Consider the following 16,028-nt stretch of genomic DNA (forward strand, 5'->3'; position numbering starts at 1 on the left):
CTATGTAGTCCAGCCAATTTAATCTCAGGCTCTTTTTCACCGAAAAAGTACGACATTGAAAAAGGTCGTCCCGGCCCTTGGCTACCAATCTACATAAACCATCTGCACCGAGATTTTCAAAGTATGTCTTATTGAAGAATCTTCGTGCCTCGGTACCTGTTTTAAATACATTTGGAAATGTAAGGGTGATACCGAACACATAACCGACCTATTGTCATCGCATGTCAGCGCTAAGCCAACGTCTAGTGCACTCATTTTAATCCTTGAGTCTTTGAAGATAGGGAGAATTCTCAGTGATAGGATTTTTGCAAATCTGGCAGAAATAGAGCCCCTACCCCCTAGCCCTATTCAATAGAGGCGTTGTGTTGTATATCTTTTCTTTAAGGAACCTGTTTTTCATAGCTGGCATCAAACACTGCTCAGTGAAACATTTTTACAAAATTATAAATACGTCGACGATCTTTTAGAGATCTTTAGATCTTTAGATTCTTTAACGTTTAGGGAGGCTAGAGCCCCCGTCAATAAAGGGCTGTCGCGCTCAAAGGTGATCGTTTACAGAAGGAAAGTGATCATTTACGGGAAGTTGGTGATCGCTTACAGGAAGAAAGGTGATCTGATACAGGGATAAAGGTGATCTGATACAGGTCCTGCAAATGATCACCTTGTGGCGATACTTTGTTCAAATGATACCGTAAGTGATCACTTTCATCCTGTAGACAGTCACTTTATTCCCTGTAAGAGGTCACCTTCAAACTGTGTGAAGGTGACCTCTTACAGGAAGATTAATTGGGTAAAGCCTGATTTCTTTGCTTCGTTAAATGAGTGTCTATTATCAAAGTAGCTGAAATAGCAAACCAACACAAAGGTGATCATTTACAGGAAATGCGAAGCAGAACGCTAGTACACATCTAAGGTGACCATTTACAGGAAATCCAATTTATCAGGATTATTTTCTTTACTTCATAAGGTGATCAGTTACAGGAAATGCGAAGCAGTACTGCTGGTACACCCTAAAGTGACCATTTACAGGAAATCCGATTTATCAGGGTTATTTTCTTTACTTCACAAGGTGATCAGTTACAGGAAATGCGAAGCAGTACTGCTGGTACACCCTAAAGTGACCATTTACAGGAAATCCGATTTATCAGGATTATTTTCTTTACTTCACAAGGTGATCAGTTACAGGAAATAAGGAGCAGTACTGCTGGTATACCCTAAAGTGACCATTTACAGGAAATCCGATTAACAGGATTATTTCCTTTACTTCACAAGGTGATCAGTTACAGGAAATGCGAAGCAGTATTGCTGGTACACCCTAAAGTGACCATCTACAGGAAATCCGATTTATCAGTATTATTTACTTTACTTTAAAAGTGGTGTTTGCGGAAGTCTATGCAGCCATTACTTGGTACATCAGCCTTCGCGTAAAGTTACAAGCTTATGACACTGCAAGATAATTACTCAAAAATCAATGAACTTAATAGGATACCCCTTAAATTATCACTATGCTTAAGTGATTTGCTTCCTGTAGATGGTCACCTTCGCTAAAGTGACTGCTTCCTGTAAGTGGTCACCTTTGCCAGAGTGACCTGCTTCCTGTAGATGATCACCTTCGCTAAAGTGACCTGCTTCCTGTAAGTGGTCACCTTTGCTAGAGTGACCTGCTTCCTGTAAGTGGTCACCTTTGCTAGAGTGACCTGCTTCCTGTACATGGTCACCTTCGCTAAGATGACTGCTTCCTGTAGATGGTCACCTTCACTAAAGTGACTGCTTCCTGTAGATGGTCACCTTTGCTAGAGTGACCTGCTTCCTGTAGATGGTCACCTTCGCTAAAGTGACCTGCTTCCTGTAAGTGGTCACCTTTGCTAGAGTGACTTGCTTCCTGTAGATGGTCACCTTTGCTAAAGTGACTGCTTCCTGTAGATGGTCACCTTTGCTGAAGTGACCTGCTTCCTGTAAATGGTCACCTTCGTTAAAGTGACCTGTTTCCTGTAAATGGTCACCTTTGACAAAGATATTTCCTGTAAATGGTCACCTTTGAATAAACATATTGGAAATGATTAAAAATAAACCCGATTTGCTGTTGACACGATCTGGGATCCGCGGCCAAAATCTGCAAGGTGATAAACGCTAAGTCACCTTGCGGAGAATAATAAAAATGAAGTCGATAGCAGTTCGCGGAAAAACGGAGGTTGTACCGCTAAGGAAGCACGTTGCTGCTGTTCATATTGGTAGTGTCGGGCTAAGCTTAATGCACCGAAAAAGCATTAACGCTGCACTTTGGTTTGCTCAACGCGAAGTTCGAATGGCTTCAGCTGGCCAATTGCACGATTATCTCAAAGAGCAAGAAGGAACCGAGTTAAATCACACAGTTTCTATCCATGAGTTTAGACAGTACGTTGAATACAATAGTAATGACTACGATTACTTGAAGTCTATTTGGAGAGAGCTTTCCCAAATATCTATAGAATTTGACCTTATCGAGGGCAAACGTAGTTGGGAAATCATGCCCATTCTAAGCTATGTCAAAATCCACAATGGCCATATTACATGGCGCTTCCCAAGCGAAATACGAAGTGCGCTTCTGGACCCTGAAGTTTACGCTAAGATTAACTCTCAGATAACAAATCAGATACAGAGTGATATAGCATTCGCATTGTATGAAAATACAATAAGATACGTTGATATAGGGCAAACTCCATGGTTAAAGATAGATGTTCTTAAAAATCTTCTAGGTGTAGATAAGGACGCCTATAAAGCAACTAAATACTTTAACCGCAAACTCAGACAAGCTATTGAGCAAATTAAGATGGTTGCTGGTATTGAGCTTGATATGGAAACCACTGGCCGGCCAATCAAGTCTATGAGGTTTTTTGTAAGGAAAGCCAAGCAGACAGACTTTCTTATCGAGCAAGATGTTCTTCCTGAGCAATCAGACATTGAGTCTAAGCTTGCAATCATTGGATTCACTAAAGCACAGATACGTGACATTTTTAATGCCTTCACCAACGATCATATAGAAGGAAAGCTGAAATGGTTGGATAAAAAGTTCCGAACAGACGATAGCATTCGAAATCGTGCCGCTTTTGCGTTCGCTGCTTTCAAGGATGGTTATGAGGACAATGCTGCTAGGCCTAAGATTAAAGCTGAAGAAGCCATGCCATCATTAACAGCATCTAATGGTTCGCTTGAAAAACTGAAATACGATGAGTTCAGCCCACTACTTACCAGTGAAGAGGCTGGCAAGATCAAGGAGCTTTTCCACAAGTCATTTAAGACCAGTTTAAATGGACTTAAAAAATCCTCGCCGGCTGACGATACTGCTCTGAAGCAGTTTCTAGAAGGAGATTGGGAAGGACATGAACTTGTAACAAAATTTCGAGATTTCGCGGAAGGCTATGTATTCATGCGTAAAGAACTACTTCAGTCACTTACAGAGCGAGTGAATCAGAGTTAGCTATCCGTGGAGTATAAGAAAGCGCTTTAAGGCGCTTTTTTAATTCTCGTCATTTACTTAAACTTTCATCACGTATTAAATTTTCAGGAACAGAACAAGAGAAGGCAATATACTCATACTTCATAATACGTGCGCCTTTAAAGCTGTGGTTGCCTTTATACTGAAGATAACGCTTGGTCCTTCTATAAGCCCCACCTAAATCAAGCACCTCGCCAGCGCTTGTATATGCAAGCAGACGATATTTGTAAGGGGTATTGTTTTTAATTGACTGCTTTAAAGCTTCAGACGGTAGACTTTCACTTTCCAACAACATTCCCAGGGCGTGCCTAAACTGCATGTTGTGCCCTTGCTCTAGGCCTACTATCAAATGCGCCATCTCATGCAGCAATGTGTTGGTTAATTGTGCCAATGCTGGAGTATTTAAAAATGCCGAGCTTATTTTGATCGTACCGTCCCTCGACGCTTCACCATACTTTGTAGCAAGCATTTCAACAGTAAGCTTTGAAAATGGATGAGCCCAATGCGCTTCGAGAAATGCTTTCCTTGCTTTAGCCAAGCACCTTGATAATTCAGCCTGTATGATTTCTTCTGTGATCTTCATAAATTGCACCTTAATTTGAATACAGTGCAACGTAGCTTGAGGAAAGTCCTGGTCAAATTATGCAGCAGCCCCGCCCTACCCCACCTAAAAAATTATTAGGGATGCTAATGGGTATAATTTGAAAGCAGTTTAAGCCAACCCCTGAAGCGATAGCGATAAGGGGGCAGGCAGTCAGCCTGAAGCTGACTAAAAGTCCATGACTGCCTGTGGCTGAGTCTTCGTCTGTTTCTGACTGGCCAATAATAAATGTGTTGTATACTCTTCTTTTGAAATTGACGCCCCCGTACAGATATGTTCAAAAGGCCACATTCCAACATGGCTTTGATAATCGTAGTTGGACACTTACCTTTACCCCAGTGTCCCATGTTGAGTGAATCCGGGAACCACTCTTCTACAAAGCTCATGGCCATCCCGCACTCGCTTCTGATTTCAGCACTATTTGCTTCCTCGAATGGCACCAGGTCAATTTCTGTCCCCAGCTTCGCTACTCGGTGAAGTCGGCCAGTGACGACGCTATGGCGGTCATCTTCATGCAAGCCTGTGCATTCATGGAGTGATACATAGCCATTGATGTCGAAGTATCTGTATTCAGGTAATTTGGCTGGTTCAGCATATTGAGTATTAGGTATTGGATAACGCAATCCATCAGTATGAACTTCATGCCAAATGCGAATTGCCTCTCCTGCGAGCTGCTCACCACCCTCTCGTGCCCAGTGATATTGAATCATCAATAACTCTTTGTAGCCTATTAGCTGGAACCTGTGAGCCTCATATCCATACCGATCGTAAAATGCTTCTTCTTCAAGTGCATCAATGGTAAGGACGTAACGAAGCAGATCTTGTCTGTATGCAAGAGAATACTGATTGTAGCCAACCTTCACGAAGCCACCAGCTTTAAGCTCACGGCCCATCATGGAGCGCGAATACTGGTAGTCATAGAGAGTATTAACCATAAATTTACGAAGTTTGACCATCGGAGCCATATACCCGTATGTCTCCTGGCTTGTATCTATCTGAGCCTGCAAGCTTTTGTCATTTTCGACCATGGCGCACAACATACAGCCAAATCGTGCCCCACAGGCCTTGTCTGTTTGCTTATTAGTACCTGCGAAAAGATCGCAAGTACCAGAGTTGCCTGCAGCATAGTGCTTTCTAAGCCCTTTAGCATGGTCTTCTATAAAAGACTCGATATCGTCTTGCTCGATTGCGTTGGCCAGCGACCATACATCTGTAAGACTCCAGTCTTTGATTGGAGCAATCGTAAAGCCCATATCTGTGCGCACAACACTATCTGCAGTCTCACCGCGCTTTTCTATATTGGCTGCCCGGATGACAGACTCTTGGCTGCGAGTACCGCTGGCGGAAACAACCTTTTCAGTCTGGTGCGTTGCCTTAACCTCTCTCAAAAAGCGCTTCATTGGCTCAATTTTCCAATCTATGGTGCAATCACGTCCATTGTTGCTCGTCATAGGTGTTCTGAGCAGCTTTCCACGTCCCAAATACTCAACCATCGGTAGGTTAGATAGTGAGGGGGTGATCTCTTTGGTATAAATTGGAAGTCCATGTTCGCGACCGAACCTGGTCGCAGCATCGTGTACATCAAGGATAAAGTTATGAAGTTCAAAGTTGTCTATCGTGGTGTTGGTTGTCACGATATATAGTGGACCTGCCATAGGGTTTTCTTTGATAGCCTGCTTGAGCCCTTCAACAGCGCAGTGCGCTACACAAATGCTGTCTTTGCCAGATAAACCTACAGTGACTACCCAGTTATTTGAGAAAAGATTGGTAAATGTATCAACGGTTCGATTGAGTTTTGACAGCTGCATGATTTTAACCCTTTGAATAATATAGGGTTAATGTGTCACGTGAGGCGGCGGTGGCAACTCAGAGGGCAGCTAACCTCTGGAACCAAAATAAAAAACGTTTAGTTCATATAGATGATAAGGTGGTCGAAAAGTCGGGCTGTTGGGTCCCACTAGTTATTGAGCAGAAGATTTCTCATTCTGAATTTTCTCATAGATCTCTTCACGATGGACATCTACATGTTGGGGAGCAGAAATACCTATTCTAACTTGGTTTCCTTTTATACCAAGCACTGTGATTGTTTTGTCATCATCAATTCTTAGTGATTCACCCGCCCGGCGTGTCAAAATTAGCATTGAAAGTCCTTTATATATTTAAGATTGGTGGTAAGCGCCAGCGATAGCAGGCGCTTGAGTTAAAATACGGGAGTCTAAGTCAAGTGTGAAACAGATTCCCGATTTATCGACTATTTGGTTATTATCCGAGACTTTTTCATAGCGCAGATGAAATGAAGTTGTACATCACCTTTTTTAAATGTTGTTGAGTCTAATGGTGCTGTGTCTGGGCGTTGAAGTAGGAATGCATTTGCTGATGTAACGGTGTCAAAAACCCCTGCTATTTGAAAATAACCTCCATAGGTATACATATACATGCCAGCAAAAGGGAGTGAGTTCGACGACAAATTTTCAAGGTCATATTTATTTGACCCTGAATATAAATCGGCCATCAGCTGAATCTCTGGAAAACCTGGCAAGGTTTATACCGCTATTTTGTCCTTATTCTTAAACAGGATAGTATGACCTACTTCATTAAAGGCCAAGTGGGTTATCCGGTGCAACTTGCTCATAGATTTTACATAGAGAACGTGACGGTTTTCGGTGGTTAGCTTTAAATAATTCATGTTACCTCCAATATTTCAATGGAAGTAATGTTGCAGCTGGTGGATATCGTGCAATTTATACGGAATGTCGATGCCTAACATCGAACTTTATGGTCATAGGAGCAGCACTTCAGCATTATTTAATACTACTCCCCCACTCTCAATGATGTGTGGCGCCACCTGCTGACAAGTTATAAGTATGGTAACCGCTAAACTGTTTGCCCAAAGATATATGAGTAAATACTTCTCTTAACCTTTCTAGCACAATCAACCAATCATGCTGACCGGCCACTATGAAAGTTTCCTTACCTGAGAAATATTGAATATTAATTCCTATAGCCAGTTCGTTTTCAATCTCTGAAAGTATTGAATCCCGATTGCATACAGCGCGGTCAAATAAATATCTTTTAAATTCACTTTTTGTTGCTACGCGAGTTAAGATTTCTTCTATGTCTCTGCTGGTTATGCTGTCACATAGAGACTGTGTAGGTAATCTGATGCAGGTAGAGACTTCAAAACAAGGGGTATCATTAGCACCCTGCCCCATAGCACTACTATCTACTTTACAGGTAGATCTATCACTAATGATATTCAATCGATCCACAAAATTTTCTTCCATTCGCTGTTCTCCTAAAGTAAGAACTTATAAAGTGAAGAAGTTGGTAGACAAGGCAAAACCTGTGGAAGATAAACAATGGTGTGACTGCATATTTGCAATGCTGATATTGAAATAAGGATAAGCTTGCAGTTTGAAATTCCGAGACAGCAATTTCAACGGTTGAAAATTTGCTTAATGTGAAGTTTCAACGGTTGAAAAAAGATAAGCTTGCAGATTTGAAATGTTGAGACAGAAATTTCAACGGTTGAAAATGTGCTTAATGTGAAGTTTCAACCGTTGAAAAAAGATAAGCTTGCAGATTTGAAATGTTGAGACAGAAATTTCAACGGTTGAAAATGTGCTTAATGTGAAGTTTCAACCGTTGAAAAAAGTATAAGCTTGCAGATTTGAAGTGCTGAGGCAGAAATTTCAACGGTTGAAAATGTGTTTCATCTGAAGTTTCAACTGGTGAAAAATGAAACGTTCAAGGTGTTACAGGCCTGCGGCTTACAAGGTCATATCTTTTAAAATGTCATTGTTGCTTGTGAACGGCTCCACAATCATCAAGTCAGAAGCCAATCCCTTAGTGCGATAAAGGTTCTTTCAAATTAAGCTGTATCGTTTAGATACTGCGCAACATCGGTTGAGTATTCCCAGTCCGGGTCAGCAAATACAGTCTCCAGGATAAATTGGGTATCCGTTGGGTGCTTTATAAAAACTGCTAGGTCAAATAATGATGTTAGATTGTGTGTATCGCTGCACTGGCCTATAAGTTGTTGGACTCCACTAATATTGAATTGTTTATTAGGTGAATTCAGTGCCTGATAAGTAAGAAGGTCAAGGATACATCTATCTTGAATTGTCTGCTGAATGTGATTGGCAATACGAACATGGTGCCCCATTATCTATCCGCAAAAAGTTTGTTCAGATAGTTCATTCAATGGTTTTTTAAAACAAGTCATTAAGAAAGTCCATGATTTAGCTGGTGGTACTAATGTACATTTAGCGTGATTTTTACTTATGAGGCTGAAGCGTTAGCGAGTCAACGGTACCTTTCATTTTTTAGACTTAATATACTTGTAGCCAAATTCTCTCGCTCTCCTAAATGCTGGCCTCAACAAGTCTGGTACACCAGAATGATTTATAGCCATGCTGACAATAAGCTCATAAATATGACCCACATCATTGTTTAAATTTGCATAGCTTGATACTTGACTTATAAAACGCCACTCTTCGAAAGCTTCAGTTTCGTTGTGTCTACCGAGAATATGCTGCATATCGATAGTTAAGATCTCGCAATAGGTAGCTCCCGGCAACACGCTATCCATTTTACAATTCATGAAGATTCTCCTTTCTGAGTATGGGACAAACTAAGTCAATACTTTACTGACGTGTAACCTTAACGACTTTAATGACTTTTGGTATTTCGCCATTTGTTATTATAAAAAAAGTTTCAATCGAGCACTTCACCTTGAGTTTTGTTGAGCGAGACTTTATTTGACTAGAAAACTTTTTAATCGATTGACAGTAGCTACCGTCGTCGTCAGCTACTGGTAAGAAAACCCCATAGTTGCCCGGTTCGCCCCTTAATACCTCAAGTAAAGATTTTGATTCAAAAGAAATATGTTTTAGCGTTGACTGTTTCATTCGTACTCTCAGTTAGTTGGATTCTAGGTCAACGTATTGAGTTAAAGGCTTAAGTCGAATTTGAGGGAACCGCCCGTTTGAAGGAGAGAGGAGGGTCTTCTAACTTATGAATAAAAACTAAATTTAGCGTTTGCTGCCGTATATTTTCAACGGTTGAAAAAGTAGGGAGTGTTGTAAAGCTTGGACGTCTAAAGTGGAGTAGGGCAAACAGGTTTGCCCCGCTATTAACAGCGTATCTCAAAGCGACCGTTAGCTACTTCTAAAAGAGGAACCGTTATACCTGATGCTAATATTGAAGCATTTTTGACGGGTACACATTCTACCATATCACCATTAGGTTCATTACATATCCTTTGCTTACACTCACAATGTGATTGAGCCCACATAAGAACCTCTTGAGGATCATTAAATAAACACTTAATCAACGTAGCCACCTTGATAATATCGTCTGTCAGTTCTATCCCCAAAAATGTTCCGTTGATGTGATATAGATAGTTTTTGCTTTCTACAACGAAATAAAGGCTGCTTATTTGATCACTAAAACCAGAATTCCTGATTCTGATTTGACCGCAGTTTAGTTTCACATCTAATTTTTGTTTGGAAGCCTGGAATCTCATAGGGCCTTTTAAAAACATGACTTAACTCTTACCAATTAACCTCCATCAAGAATAAGCGGTCGATAACGCTAGTTATATAGACTGTATAGACTTTTGCATCATCTACGCTGCAAAGAAGTGCAATATCACACCTTTGCGCTGCTAACAGGAAGAATTATTCTTCATACTTTTATTAGGTCCTGACTAACAGTGTGTTGCGACATTATTTTGATGACCCAATTTTCAACCGTTGAAAAAAGCCTGTTATGAATTGGTTCTCCTGAATTGGACACAACGTTAGTCTCGGTCACAGTTCAACTGAAGTTATAACCCTTGAATGAAAAGAATATATAGGTGAGCTATGAAAAAAATTATTGAGTTAGTGATTGTATTAGGTATGTGCTTGTACGCTAGCGGGGTGAAGGCATCTGAAAAAGAGTTATTAGATTTCGGCTTTTACCAAATGGAATACAGTTGTGAACATAAGGGTTTCAATTGGATTCAGTATGAAACTGTTCCTGATAATGGCGAATTAAAGCGTTATAAAGGATTCCATCGTGAGGATAAGCTACCTGAACACTGCAGGAAGAAAAGTACCTCAACATTCAAGCGCCCGGCCGGATCCACGCAGTATCACCGCGGTCACGGTGTGCATAGTAATCTTTGGGACCATAGCGTAAAAATGATGCGCGCAACCAATAACATGGCAAATGTTGTTCTTCATGAAGCGTATCAAAATGTTCATGGGCTTTGGCGATATACTGAGAAACTTACTGAGTGTTATAGAGATTTAGGAACTGTAAATGTTTGGCTGGGTAACGTTTGGGGAAATGATGAGACAAACGATCATTTCGTATTAAGCCATGGAGTCACTACGCCTGATTTCATGTGGAAAGTATTAGTTAGAAGTGATGGAGAGATTAATGCCTGGATTATCCCTAACAATAGACAAGCAACTCAATACAATGCAGGCAGATATGAGGTTTCTGTGCAGAAAATACTAGATACAGTTAACTATCAAGTGCCTGGTCTTGAGGGTCTAGCAAGTCACAAAATCTCTAAAACGTGGTGGCTTCCAAAAGGATGCTCGCTAAGATAATTTTCAACGGTTGAAAAAGTCATAGTCATGACTTCAATATGCTATGACTTTATCACCACAAGTAGCCAATAGGTTGAGCTGTAAGTTTTAATCAAAAGCGCGATCGAATGCTTGGAAATTTCCTTTTAAAATTTTGCGAACTAATCAGCAGTTAAATTAAACGTATCAACAAAACCCGGTTCTATCCGGTAATGTGAAGACTCGACTACTTCGCCATTTAGCAACTTTTCTAAATCAGACTCACTAAGTTCGAAATGTTGAGTTGCTCTTATTCTAAGCTCTTGTTCAGTAATCTGTTGCTCACCGCTATGTGAGTGTAAATCACTAACACGATAGTAATCGGGTACAAGTCTCAAAATTTCACTAGCCATAATGGCTCCTCGCTATTCAGTGACCCCGATAGTACCAGAGTAAATTACAATTGCAAAAACTGGGTAACCTTTCTCTAGGCCTTGCCAGTAAAGCCAGCATTATTTTTGTGGCAATATTACGATAAATTGAATAATATTGTTGCAAGTGATTTATTTCGGATAATTATTCGATAGGTTTACGCTCAGGCAAACTTTTAAGGAATAGCAGATGTCAGACATCATTGGGGAATTGAGAGTACTTGGGGCAAAGCTCCAGGAGGATAGTGAAACACGGTTAAAAACTATTCAGGAAGAAAACATAGATCAAGATATTGATACCGTTGTTAAGAACCATAGTCTGTCATTAAGTGAATTAAGTAGGGCACTTGGCCTGCAGACCAATGTACTTAAATCATTTGTGAACGATGCTATTGAAAAAGGACTTATACCTCCCGTCCTGCAAGCAGCAAATAAACGTCATTTATTTACGTTAGAGCACTGCCATATGATTACAGATCTATTGCACAGTTCCGGCGAAATCAAAATGAAGAAAAAGCTATGGCGAGATGAGCATGAAGGTTTAGCTTCAATCATGGTTGCCTCTTTAAAAGGAGGAACCGGAAAAACTCAGACTGCAACATCACTCGCTGTAGGGTTGGCACTTAATGTATCCGAAGCAAAGAGAGTATTGCTTGTAGACCTAGATCCGCAAGGTTCTCAGCGGAATATCATGCAAATCGATGAAAACGATGAATTGATGCTCACAGCTGTAGACTTAATGCTTGGTGATAAGGAGCCTGATAGTGATTATCAAAGTCTGATCAGTGCCGGGCATAGTCATGAAGAAATAGTTAAAGCTTCACTTTTTGATACGCATATTCCAAATTTAAAACTGCTGCCTGCTCACCCTTCAGACGAACGCTTCAACGCATTTGCTTGGCAGGAAATTATAGATGGTTCCAAGCAGGGTGGGGCGGATGTTACTGAGTTACTTAAACAAAAAGTTATTGATGTTGTTAAAGATGACTTTGATATTGTAATTTTTGATTCAGCTCCAAGCATTAACCCGTTAGTTTGGTCTGGTTATGAGGCTTGTAACTTTGTGATTGTTCCCTGTGCTACACGAAGCTTAGATTGGTCTGCTGTTAAAGAGTATTTAATAGACCTCCCTGATAAGTTCGAACAACTTCCAGCTGAAGGCAAGCAGATAAAAGGTGTTCACGTTGTAGCTACAATGTTTGAAGACGATAAACCGGCCAGTGATGATGTGCTTATGAGAATGAAGCGTCACGTTGGCGATAAGATGTTTAACACCACTATTCCCAAATCTAACGCTTTTGAAGTGGCTGTTAGCATTCACCGAACCCCCCTCGATATAAGAAAATCAGAAAAGCTGGTTTCAACACGGCAGTTGGATAAATCTACAATGGCAATTAATAGCTTTGTTCGAGAGGTAAAGCTACGTCTGACCAGCCATTTTGCAAGAACTAAGTAAGGTACAGGTATGAAAAGTCCATCACAGATGTATGGCGGTTCAAAGAACAAGTCAAAATTGGGGGCGATGCTCAATCAACAACCGAAGGTTAAAGCCCCTTCTGTAGTTCCCCAGCAAGCGCCTATTGAATTCGAGTATAAAGAATTATCTAAAGAAGAAGCTAAAGAATTATGCTTGCCCCATGAAGACAATCAACGCTGTTGGAATATGTTAACTATGGGGGCTGTGGCTGATATATATCCATCTATCTCTAAAGCTGGGTTTAACTCTGAGGTGGCCGAGGCTGTTGAGATTGATAGTAAGCTGCACATTATAAAAGGCTTGCGCAGGCTATATTGTGTCACACATACGCCTGGAGATTGTGTTTTCAGAGTTCTCGTTTCTAAAAACATGACCAAACAGGATCAGTTTGAACGAGCACGGACAGGAGATATTTACGATAGCCCGAATATATTAGATATCGGTTTTCGCTTAGCTGAAAGGTACCAGGGAAGAGGTGAGGGAGTCAGAATGGGCGAATTAGCTGAGCAAGAGGGGATTGCTCTCGGCAAAGTGTCCGAGGCAATAGCATTTACGAAATTCCCTCCATACATATATGGGGCTTTCCCGGGACTTCGATATATTCGCTATAAATGGCTGCGTTACCTTAAAAAAGAAGAAGATAAACTTTCAAAGCTGGAAGGTCATTTGCCCCAAGTCCAAGAAGAGGAGGCATTTGATTCTGTTCAAGATGCTGAGAAGTCTGCTGAGGTAGCGTTCTTACATATCAAGTCATTGCTTCAAGAACCTAAGGTCGAGGCCGAAAAAAATAAAGCTTGGGATAAGCTTACACCCTTAAAAGGGTTTAAAGTTGATGTGAAAGGGAATGATATATCCATCAAGTTTAATACAGAAAACGTAGACCAAGACTTGCTAGAGAAGTTAGAGGAGCTCATCAAGCGATAAATATTTATTGGTGCTCCCAAACGTATTTTCTGGGCAAATATCAATCGCGACGACTCATAATCATACTATCTACCTGACCTTAATCCGGGAAAAGGTAGATATCGTTGTTTAATGGCTTAACATCAGAACCAAATTGGAAATGAAGTTAAGTAATGCAAAAGATCAAGAGTTTAGTAGATGATATTGGATCCCAAGTGTACCAACCACAACTTGATGATTCTCTAGGCGACCCAAAAACTAAGACGGTGGTTCATCAATATGCTACTGAAGTAACAAAAAACAGAATCGTTGTGAATTATATCGTCGTAGCACTGTTGCAAGGCAGTATTAATAATAAGGATGCGATGGCTTTAGTGGAGAGAGCCTCTACCTATGAAGGTCTGAATGATGTGTATAGTAGCTTAATTGAAAAAGTATCCCAGATAATACTTAAGCCTGATGAATGTCGCCAATTCAAGGTCACGACAATTCAATCTCATTAAAACCACAAAAGCGAAAGATTAAATTTCGATTTAATAGCACTGAAAGCTTGAAGTTTTCGAACTGAGTAAGAAAACAGCTTTTAGCAGGGTTAAATAACACTTAGGTATAGACGTTAATACCTTAATGGGCGTCATAATCTTAATTTGGTCGCCAGTTGACCTTTTTTTCCCCAAATTTTGCATATACGATCCTTCCAACGCATTCAGGTAAGAAAAAGATCATTCTTATATTGGAATATTTTCTGCCTAATTAACGGATGCTTATGCGCCAATCAGTGCGGAATTCTATAAGTAATACGTTTTCATACGTTCAATAAAGCTTTGGATGAACTTTTCAAATCACCAGTTTAGATTTCTAAGAGTTTGACTGCGGCGAGTATTGAGTCCAAAGAAATAGTATGAGTATTAAAGTTTTTGATGTCAGCTACCGACATATGTACGTCAAAAACGAAGTAATTTGAAGACTGGGGAAAATCATGGTTGATACCACAAAGAAAAATAAAGGGAATGTGCTCTGTATCGATGGGATACATATTCCTTTGCCAGACGATGCTAAATTCGTGATGCAGGAGCCAAACGGTGTATGGTACTGGACAACCCGGCGCCCCCGCTTCATTTTTGATGAATATGAAAAGACTAAAGAAATTGGCTGGATGCACAAAAAGAACCCAGTTTTTGTCGAAAGTGAATACAAACATCAAAAACCGCTTATCACTGAATTAACTGCACCCAGTTGGATGGAAACACTACAAAGAGTGGTTACTGCAGAACTGATGCCTGCACAAAGGTTCTTGGTCGGCTCAGCAAGTTAATAAGAGGAAACAGCACATATGTGCTGTTTGTAGTGGCAGACTAAACCCGAACACCGTTTTAAGTGGTAGCATTACACTTAATAACGAGGTGTTCAATGAGAAGACAAAGACGGTCATTCAGTCCGGAATTCAAACTTTATGCGGCCAGCCTGGTGCTTGATCAGGGGTATAGTGTACCCGAAGCAAGTCGCGCGGTAGACGTTCATGAAAATACTCTGCGCAAATGGGTTCAGCAACTTGAGTCCGAACGAGGCGGCAGCACGCCAAAATCAAAAGCCCTGTCACCAGAACAGCAACGCATTCAGGAACTTGAAGCTCGCGTGAATAGGCTGGAGCGAGAAAAAACTATTTTAAAAAAGGCTACTGCACTCTTAATGTCCGACGACCTGAAATCCACGTGCTGATAGACCGGTTAAGGGTGCATGAATCAACAGAATTGGTCTGTTCAGCTCTAGGTGTTGGTGTCAGTAGCTATTACGAGCGACGAAAGCGCCACCGGCTGATTGGCGCTAAACGACGTATTCTGCGAGCCAGAGTGAAGCGTCTGTTCGATAAGAGTCGTCAGTCTGCTGGCACACGAACGCTTGTTGATATGCTTCGCGATGAAGGCATCGTCATGGGTCGGTTCAAAGTAGGCCGGCTGATGAAATAACAAGGGCTGACGAGCAAGCAGCCGGGTAAGCACGCTTATAAAAACGTACAGGTTGAGCGGCCAGATATCCCTAATTTACTGGACAGGCAGTTCAATGTGGAACAGCCCAACCAGGCCTGGTGCGGTGATATCACCTACATTTGGACAGGCTCAGCATGGTATTACGCAGCCGTTGTGATTGACCTGCATAGCCGAGGAGTTATCGGCTGGAGTATGTCACACCGACCGGACGCGGAGCTTGCCGTAAGAGCTTTAGACATGGCTTACGAGCTGAGAGGTAAGCCAACAGGCGTGATGTTCCACAGCGATCAGGGCTCTCAGTACGGCGCTCGTCAATTCAGACAAAGGCTGTGGCGTTACAAGATGAGCCAGAGCATGAGTCGCCGAGGGAACTGCTGGGACAATAGCCCAATGGAACGCGTGTTCAGAAGTCTGAAATCAGAATGGATGCCATCAACCGGCTACTGTTCGCCTAATGAAGCAAAACGAGATGTGGGATATTACCTGATGAATTATTACAACTGGGAAAGACCGCATCAATTTAACGACGGGCTACCACCGGCAAAAGCGGAAGAATTAGCTAAAAAGGTGTCCGGGTTTTATTGACCACT

At 41.2% G+C, this 16,028-nt stretch carries 13 protein-coding genes and 1 pseudogene; 7 read left to right on the forward strand and 7 right to left on the reverse strand.

Annotated features, from left to right (window positions below; genetic code table 11):
- Positions 1-2,158 precede the first annotated feature (2,158 nt).
- Positions 2,159-3,457 carry a replication initiation protein gene (locus FBQ74_RS17190; protein WP_139758013.1) on the forward strand — a complete coding sequence of 433 codons (1,299 nt, stop codon included), beginning with the start codon at positions 2,159-2,161 and terminating at the stop codon, positions 3,455-3,457.
- Positions 3,458-3,506: 49 nt separating this feature from the next.
- Here FBQ74_RS17190 and FBQ74_RS17195 read toward each other — a convergent pair whose 3' ends face one another.
- The 6 genes from FBQ74_RS17195 to FBQ74_RS17220 all read right to left on the reverse strand — a co-directional run bounded on the left by FBQ74_RS17195 (position 3,507) and on the right by FBQ74_RS17220 (position 9,621).
- On the reverse strand, positions 3,507-4,058 hold the full coding sequence (locus FBQ74_RS17195; protein WP_139758014.1) for a SprT-like domain-containing protein: 552 nt from the start codon (positions 4,056-4,058) through the stop codon (positions 3,507-3,509).
- Between the two features lie 104 nt (positions 4,059-4,162).
- Positions 4,163-5,884 (reverse strand): adenine nucleotide alpha hydrolase family protein, encoded by a 1,722-nt coding sequence (locus FBQ74_RS17200; protein WP_232372041.1) that lies wholly within the window; start codon positions 5,882-5,884, stop codon positions 4,163-4,165.
- Between the two features lie 153 nt (positions 5,885-6,037).
- Entirely contained in the window at positions 6,038-6,217 is a 180-nt protein-coding gene (gene csrA, locus FBQ74_RS17205) for a carbon storage regulator CsrA (RefSeq protein WP_018984065.1), read from the reverse strand.
- Between the two features lie 684 nt (positions 6,218-6,901).
- Positions 6,902-7,360 (reverse strand): hypothetical protein, encoded by a 459-nt coding sequence (locus FBQ74_RS17210; RefSeq protein WP_139758015.1) that lies wholly within the window; start codon positions 7,358-7,360, stop codon positions 6,902-6,904.
- 1,034 nt (positions 7,361-8,394) lie between these two features.
- Entirely contained in the window at positions 8,395-8,667 is a 273-nt protein-coding gene (locus FBQ74_RS17215) for a hypothetical protein (RefSeq protein ID WP_168190724.1), read from the reverse strand.
- A gap of 543 nt (positions 8,668-9,210) precedes the next feature.
- Positions 9,211-9,621: a hypothetical protein gene (locus tag FBQ74_RS17220; RefSeq protein ID WP_139758017.1), complete on the reverse strand. Its 411-nt coding sequence runs from the start codon at positions 9,619-9,621 to the stop codon at positions 9,211-9,213.
- Between the two features lie 322 nt (positions 9,622-9,943).
- Here FBQ74_RS17220 and FBQ74_RS17225 point away from each other — a divergent pair, with 322 nt between their 5' ends.
- Positions 9,944-10,681 (forward strand): DNA/RNA non-specific endonuclease, encoded by a 738-nt coding sequence (locus FBQ74_RS17225; protein WP_139758018.1) that lies wholly within the window; start codon positions 9,944-9,946, stop codon positions 10,679-10,681.
- A 140-nt stretch (positions 10,682-10,821) separates the two neighbouring features.
- Here FBQ74_RS17225 and FBQ74_RS17230 read toward each other — a convergent pair whose 3' ends face one another.
- On the reverse strand, positions 10,822-11,052 hold the full coding sequence (locus FBQ74_RS17230; protein WP_018984072.1) for a hypothetical protein: 231 nt from the start codon (positions 11,050-11,052) through the stop codon (positions 10,822-10,824).
- Between the two features lie 208 nt (positions 11,053-11,260).
- On the opposite strand from FBQ74_RS17230, the gene FBQ74_RS17235 reads away from it, so the two are divergent.
- The 5 genes and pseudogenes from FBQ74_RS17235 (at position 11,261) to FBQ74_RS17255 (ending at position 16,023) form a co-directional block, all read left to right on the forward strand.
- On the forward strand, positions 11,261-12,526 hold the full coding sequence (locus FBQ74_RS17235; protein WP_139758019.1) for a ParA family protein: 1,266 nt from the start codon (positions 11,261-11,263) through the stop codon (positions 12,524-12,526).
- 9 nt (positions 12,527-12,535) lie between these two features.
- Positions 12,536-13,471, forward strand: coding sequence for a ParB N-terminal domain-containing protein (locus tag FBQ74_RS17240; RefSeq protein WP_139758020.1), 936 nt, complete (start codon positions 12,536-12,538; stop codon positions 13,469-13,471).
- Positions 13,472-13,623: 152 nt separating this feature from the next.
- A complete protein-coding gene (locus FBQ74_RS17245) occupies positions 13,624-13,953 on the forward strand; it encodes a hypothetical protein (protein WP_139758021.1) in 330 nt (109 codons plus the stop codon).
- A 476-nt stretch (positions 13,954-14,429) separates the two neighbouring features.
- A complete protein-coding gene (locus FBQ74_RS17250) occupies positions 14,430-14,765 on the forward strand; it encodes a hypothetical protein (RefSeq protein WP_139758022.1) in 336 nt (111 codons plus the stop codon).
- Between the two features lie 95 nt (positions 14,766-14,860).
- Positions 14,861-16,023, forward strand: a pseudogene (locus tag FBQ74_RS17255) (IS3 family transposase).
- The last annotated feature ends 5 nt before the right edge of the window (positions 16,024-16,028 follow it).

Source organism: Salinimonas iocasae (genome assembly GCF_006228385.1).
Classification (GTDB): Bacteria; Pseudomonadota; Gammaproteobacteria; order Enterobacterales; family Alteromonadaceae; genus Alteromonas; species Alteromonas iocasae.

Coding starts and splice junctions, on each gene's coding strand:
- FBQ74_RS17230 (WP_018984072.1), bottom strand. CDS start 11,052: ATGGCTAGTGAAATTTTGAGACTTGTACCCGATTACTATCGTGTTAGT.
- FBQ74_RS17200 (WP_232372041.1), bottom strand. CDS start 5,884: ATGCAGCTGTCAAAACTCAATCGAACCGTTGATACATTTACCAATCTT.
- FBQ74_RS17245 (WP_139758021.1), top strand. CDS start 13,624: ATGCAAAAGATCAAGAGTTTAGTAGATGATATTGGATCCCAAGTGTAC.
- csrA (WP_018984065.1), bottom strand. CDS start 6,217: ATGCTAATTTTGACACGCCGGGCGGGTGAATCACTAAGAATTGATGAT.
- FBQ74_RS17250 (WP_139758022.1), top strand. CDS start 14,430: ATGGTTGATACCACAAAGAAAAATAAAGGGAATGTGCTCTGTATCGAT.
- FBQ74_RS17240 (WP_139758020.1), top strand. CDS start 12,536: ATGAAAAGTCCATCACAGATGTATGGCGGTTCAAAGAACAAGTCAAAA.
- FBQ74_RS17220 (WP_139758017.1), bottom strand. CDS start 9,621: ATGTTTTTAAAAGGCCCTATGAGATTCCAGGCTTCCAAACAAAAATTA.
- FBQ74_RS17225 (WP_139758018.1), top strand. CDS start 9,944: ATGAAAAAAATTATTGAGTTAGTGATTGTATTAGGTATGTGCTTGTAC.
- FBQ74_RS17190 (WP_139758013.1), top strand. CDS start 2,159: ATGAAGTCGATAGCAGTTCGCGGAAAAACGGAGGTTGTACCGCTAAGG.
- FBQ74_RS17195 (WP_139758014.1), bottom strand. CDS start 4,058: ATGAAGATCACAGAAGAAATCATACAGGCTGAATTATCAAGGTGCTTG.
- FBQ74_RS17210 (WP_139758015.1), bottom strand. CDS start 7,360: ATGGAAGAAAATTTTGTGGATCGATTGAATATCATTAGTGATAGATCT.
- FBQ74_RS17235 (WP_139758019.1), top strand. CDS start 11,261: ATGTCAGACATCATTGGGGAATTGAGAGTACTTGGGGCAAAGCTCCAG.
- FBQ74_RS17215 (WP_168190724.1), bottom strand. CDS start 8,667: ATGGATAGCGTGTTGCCGGGAGCTACCTATTGCGAGATCTTAACTATC.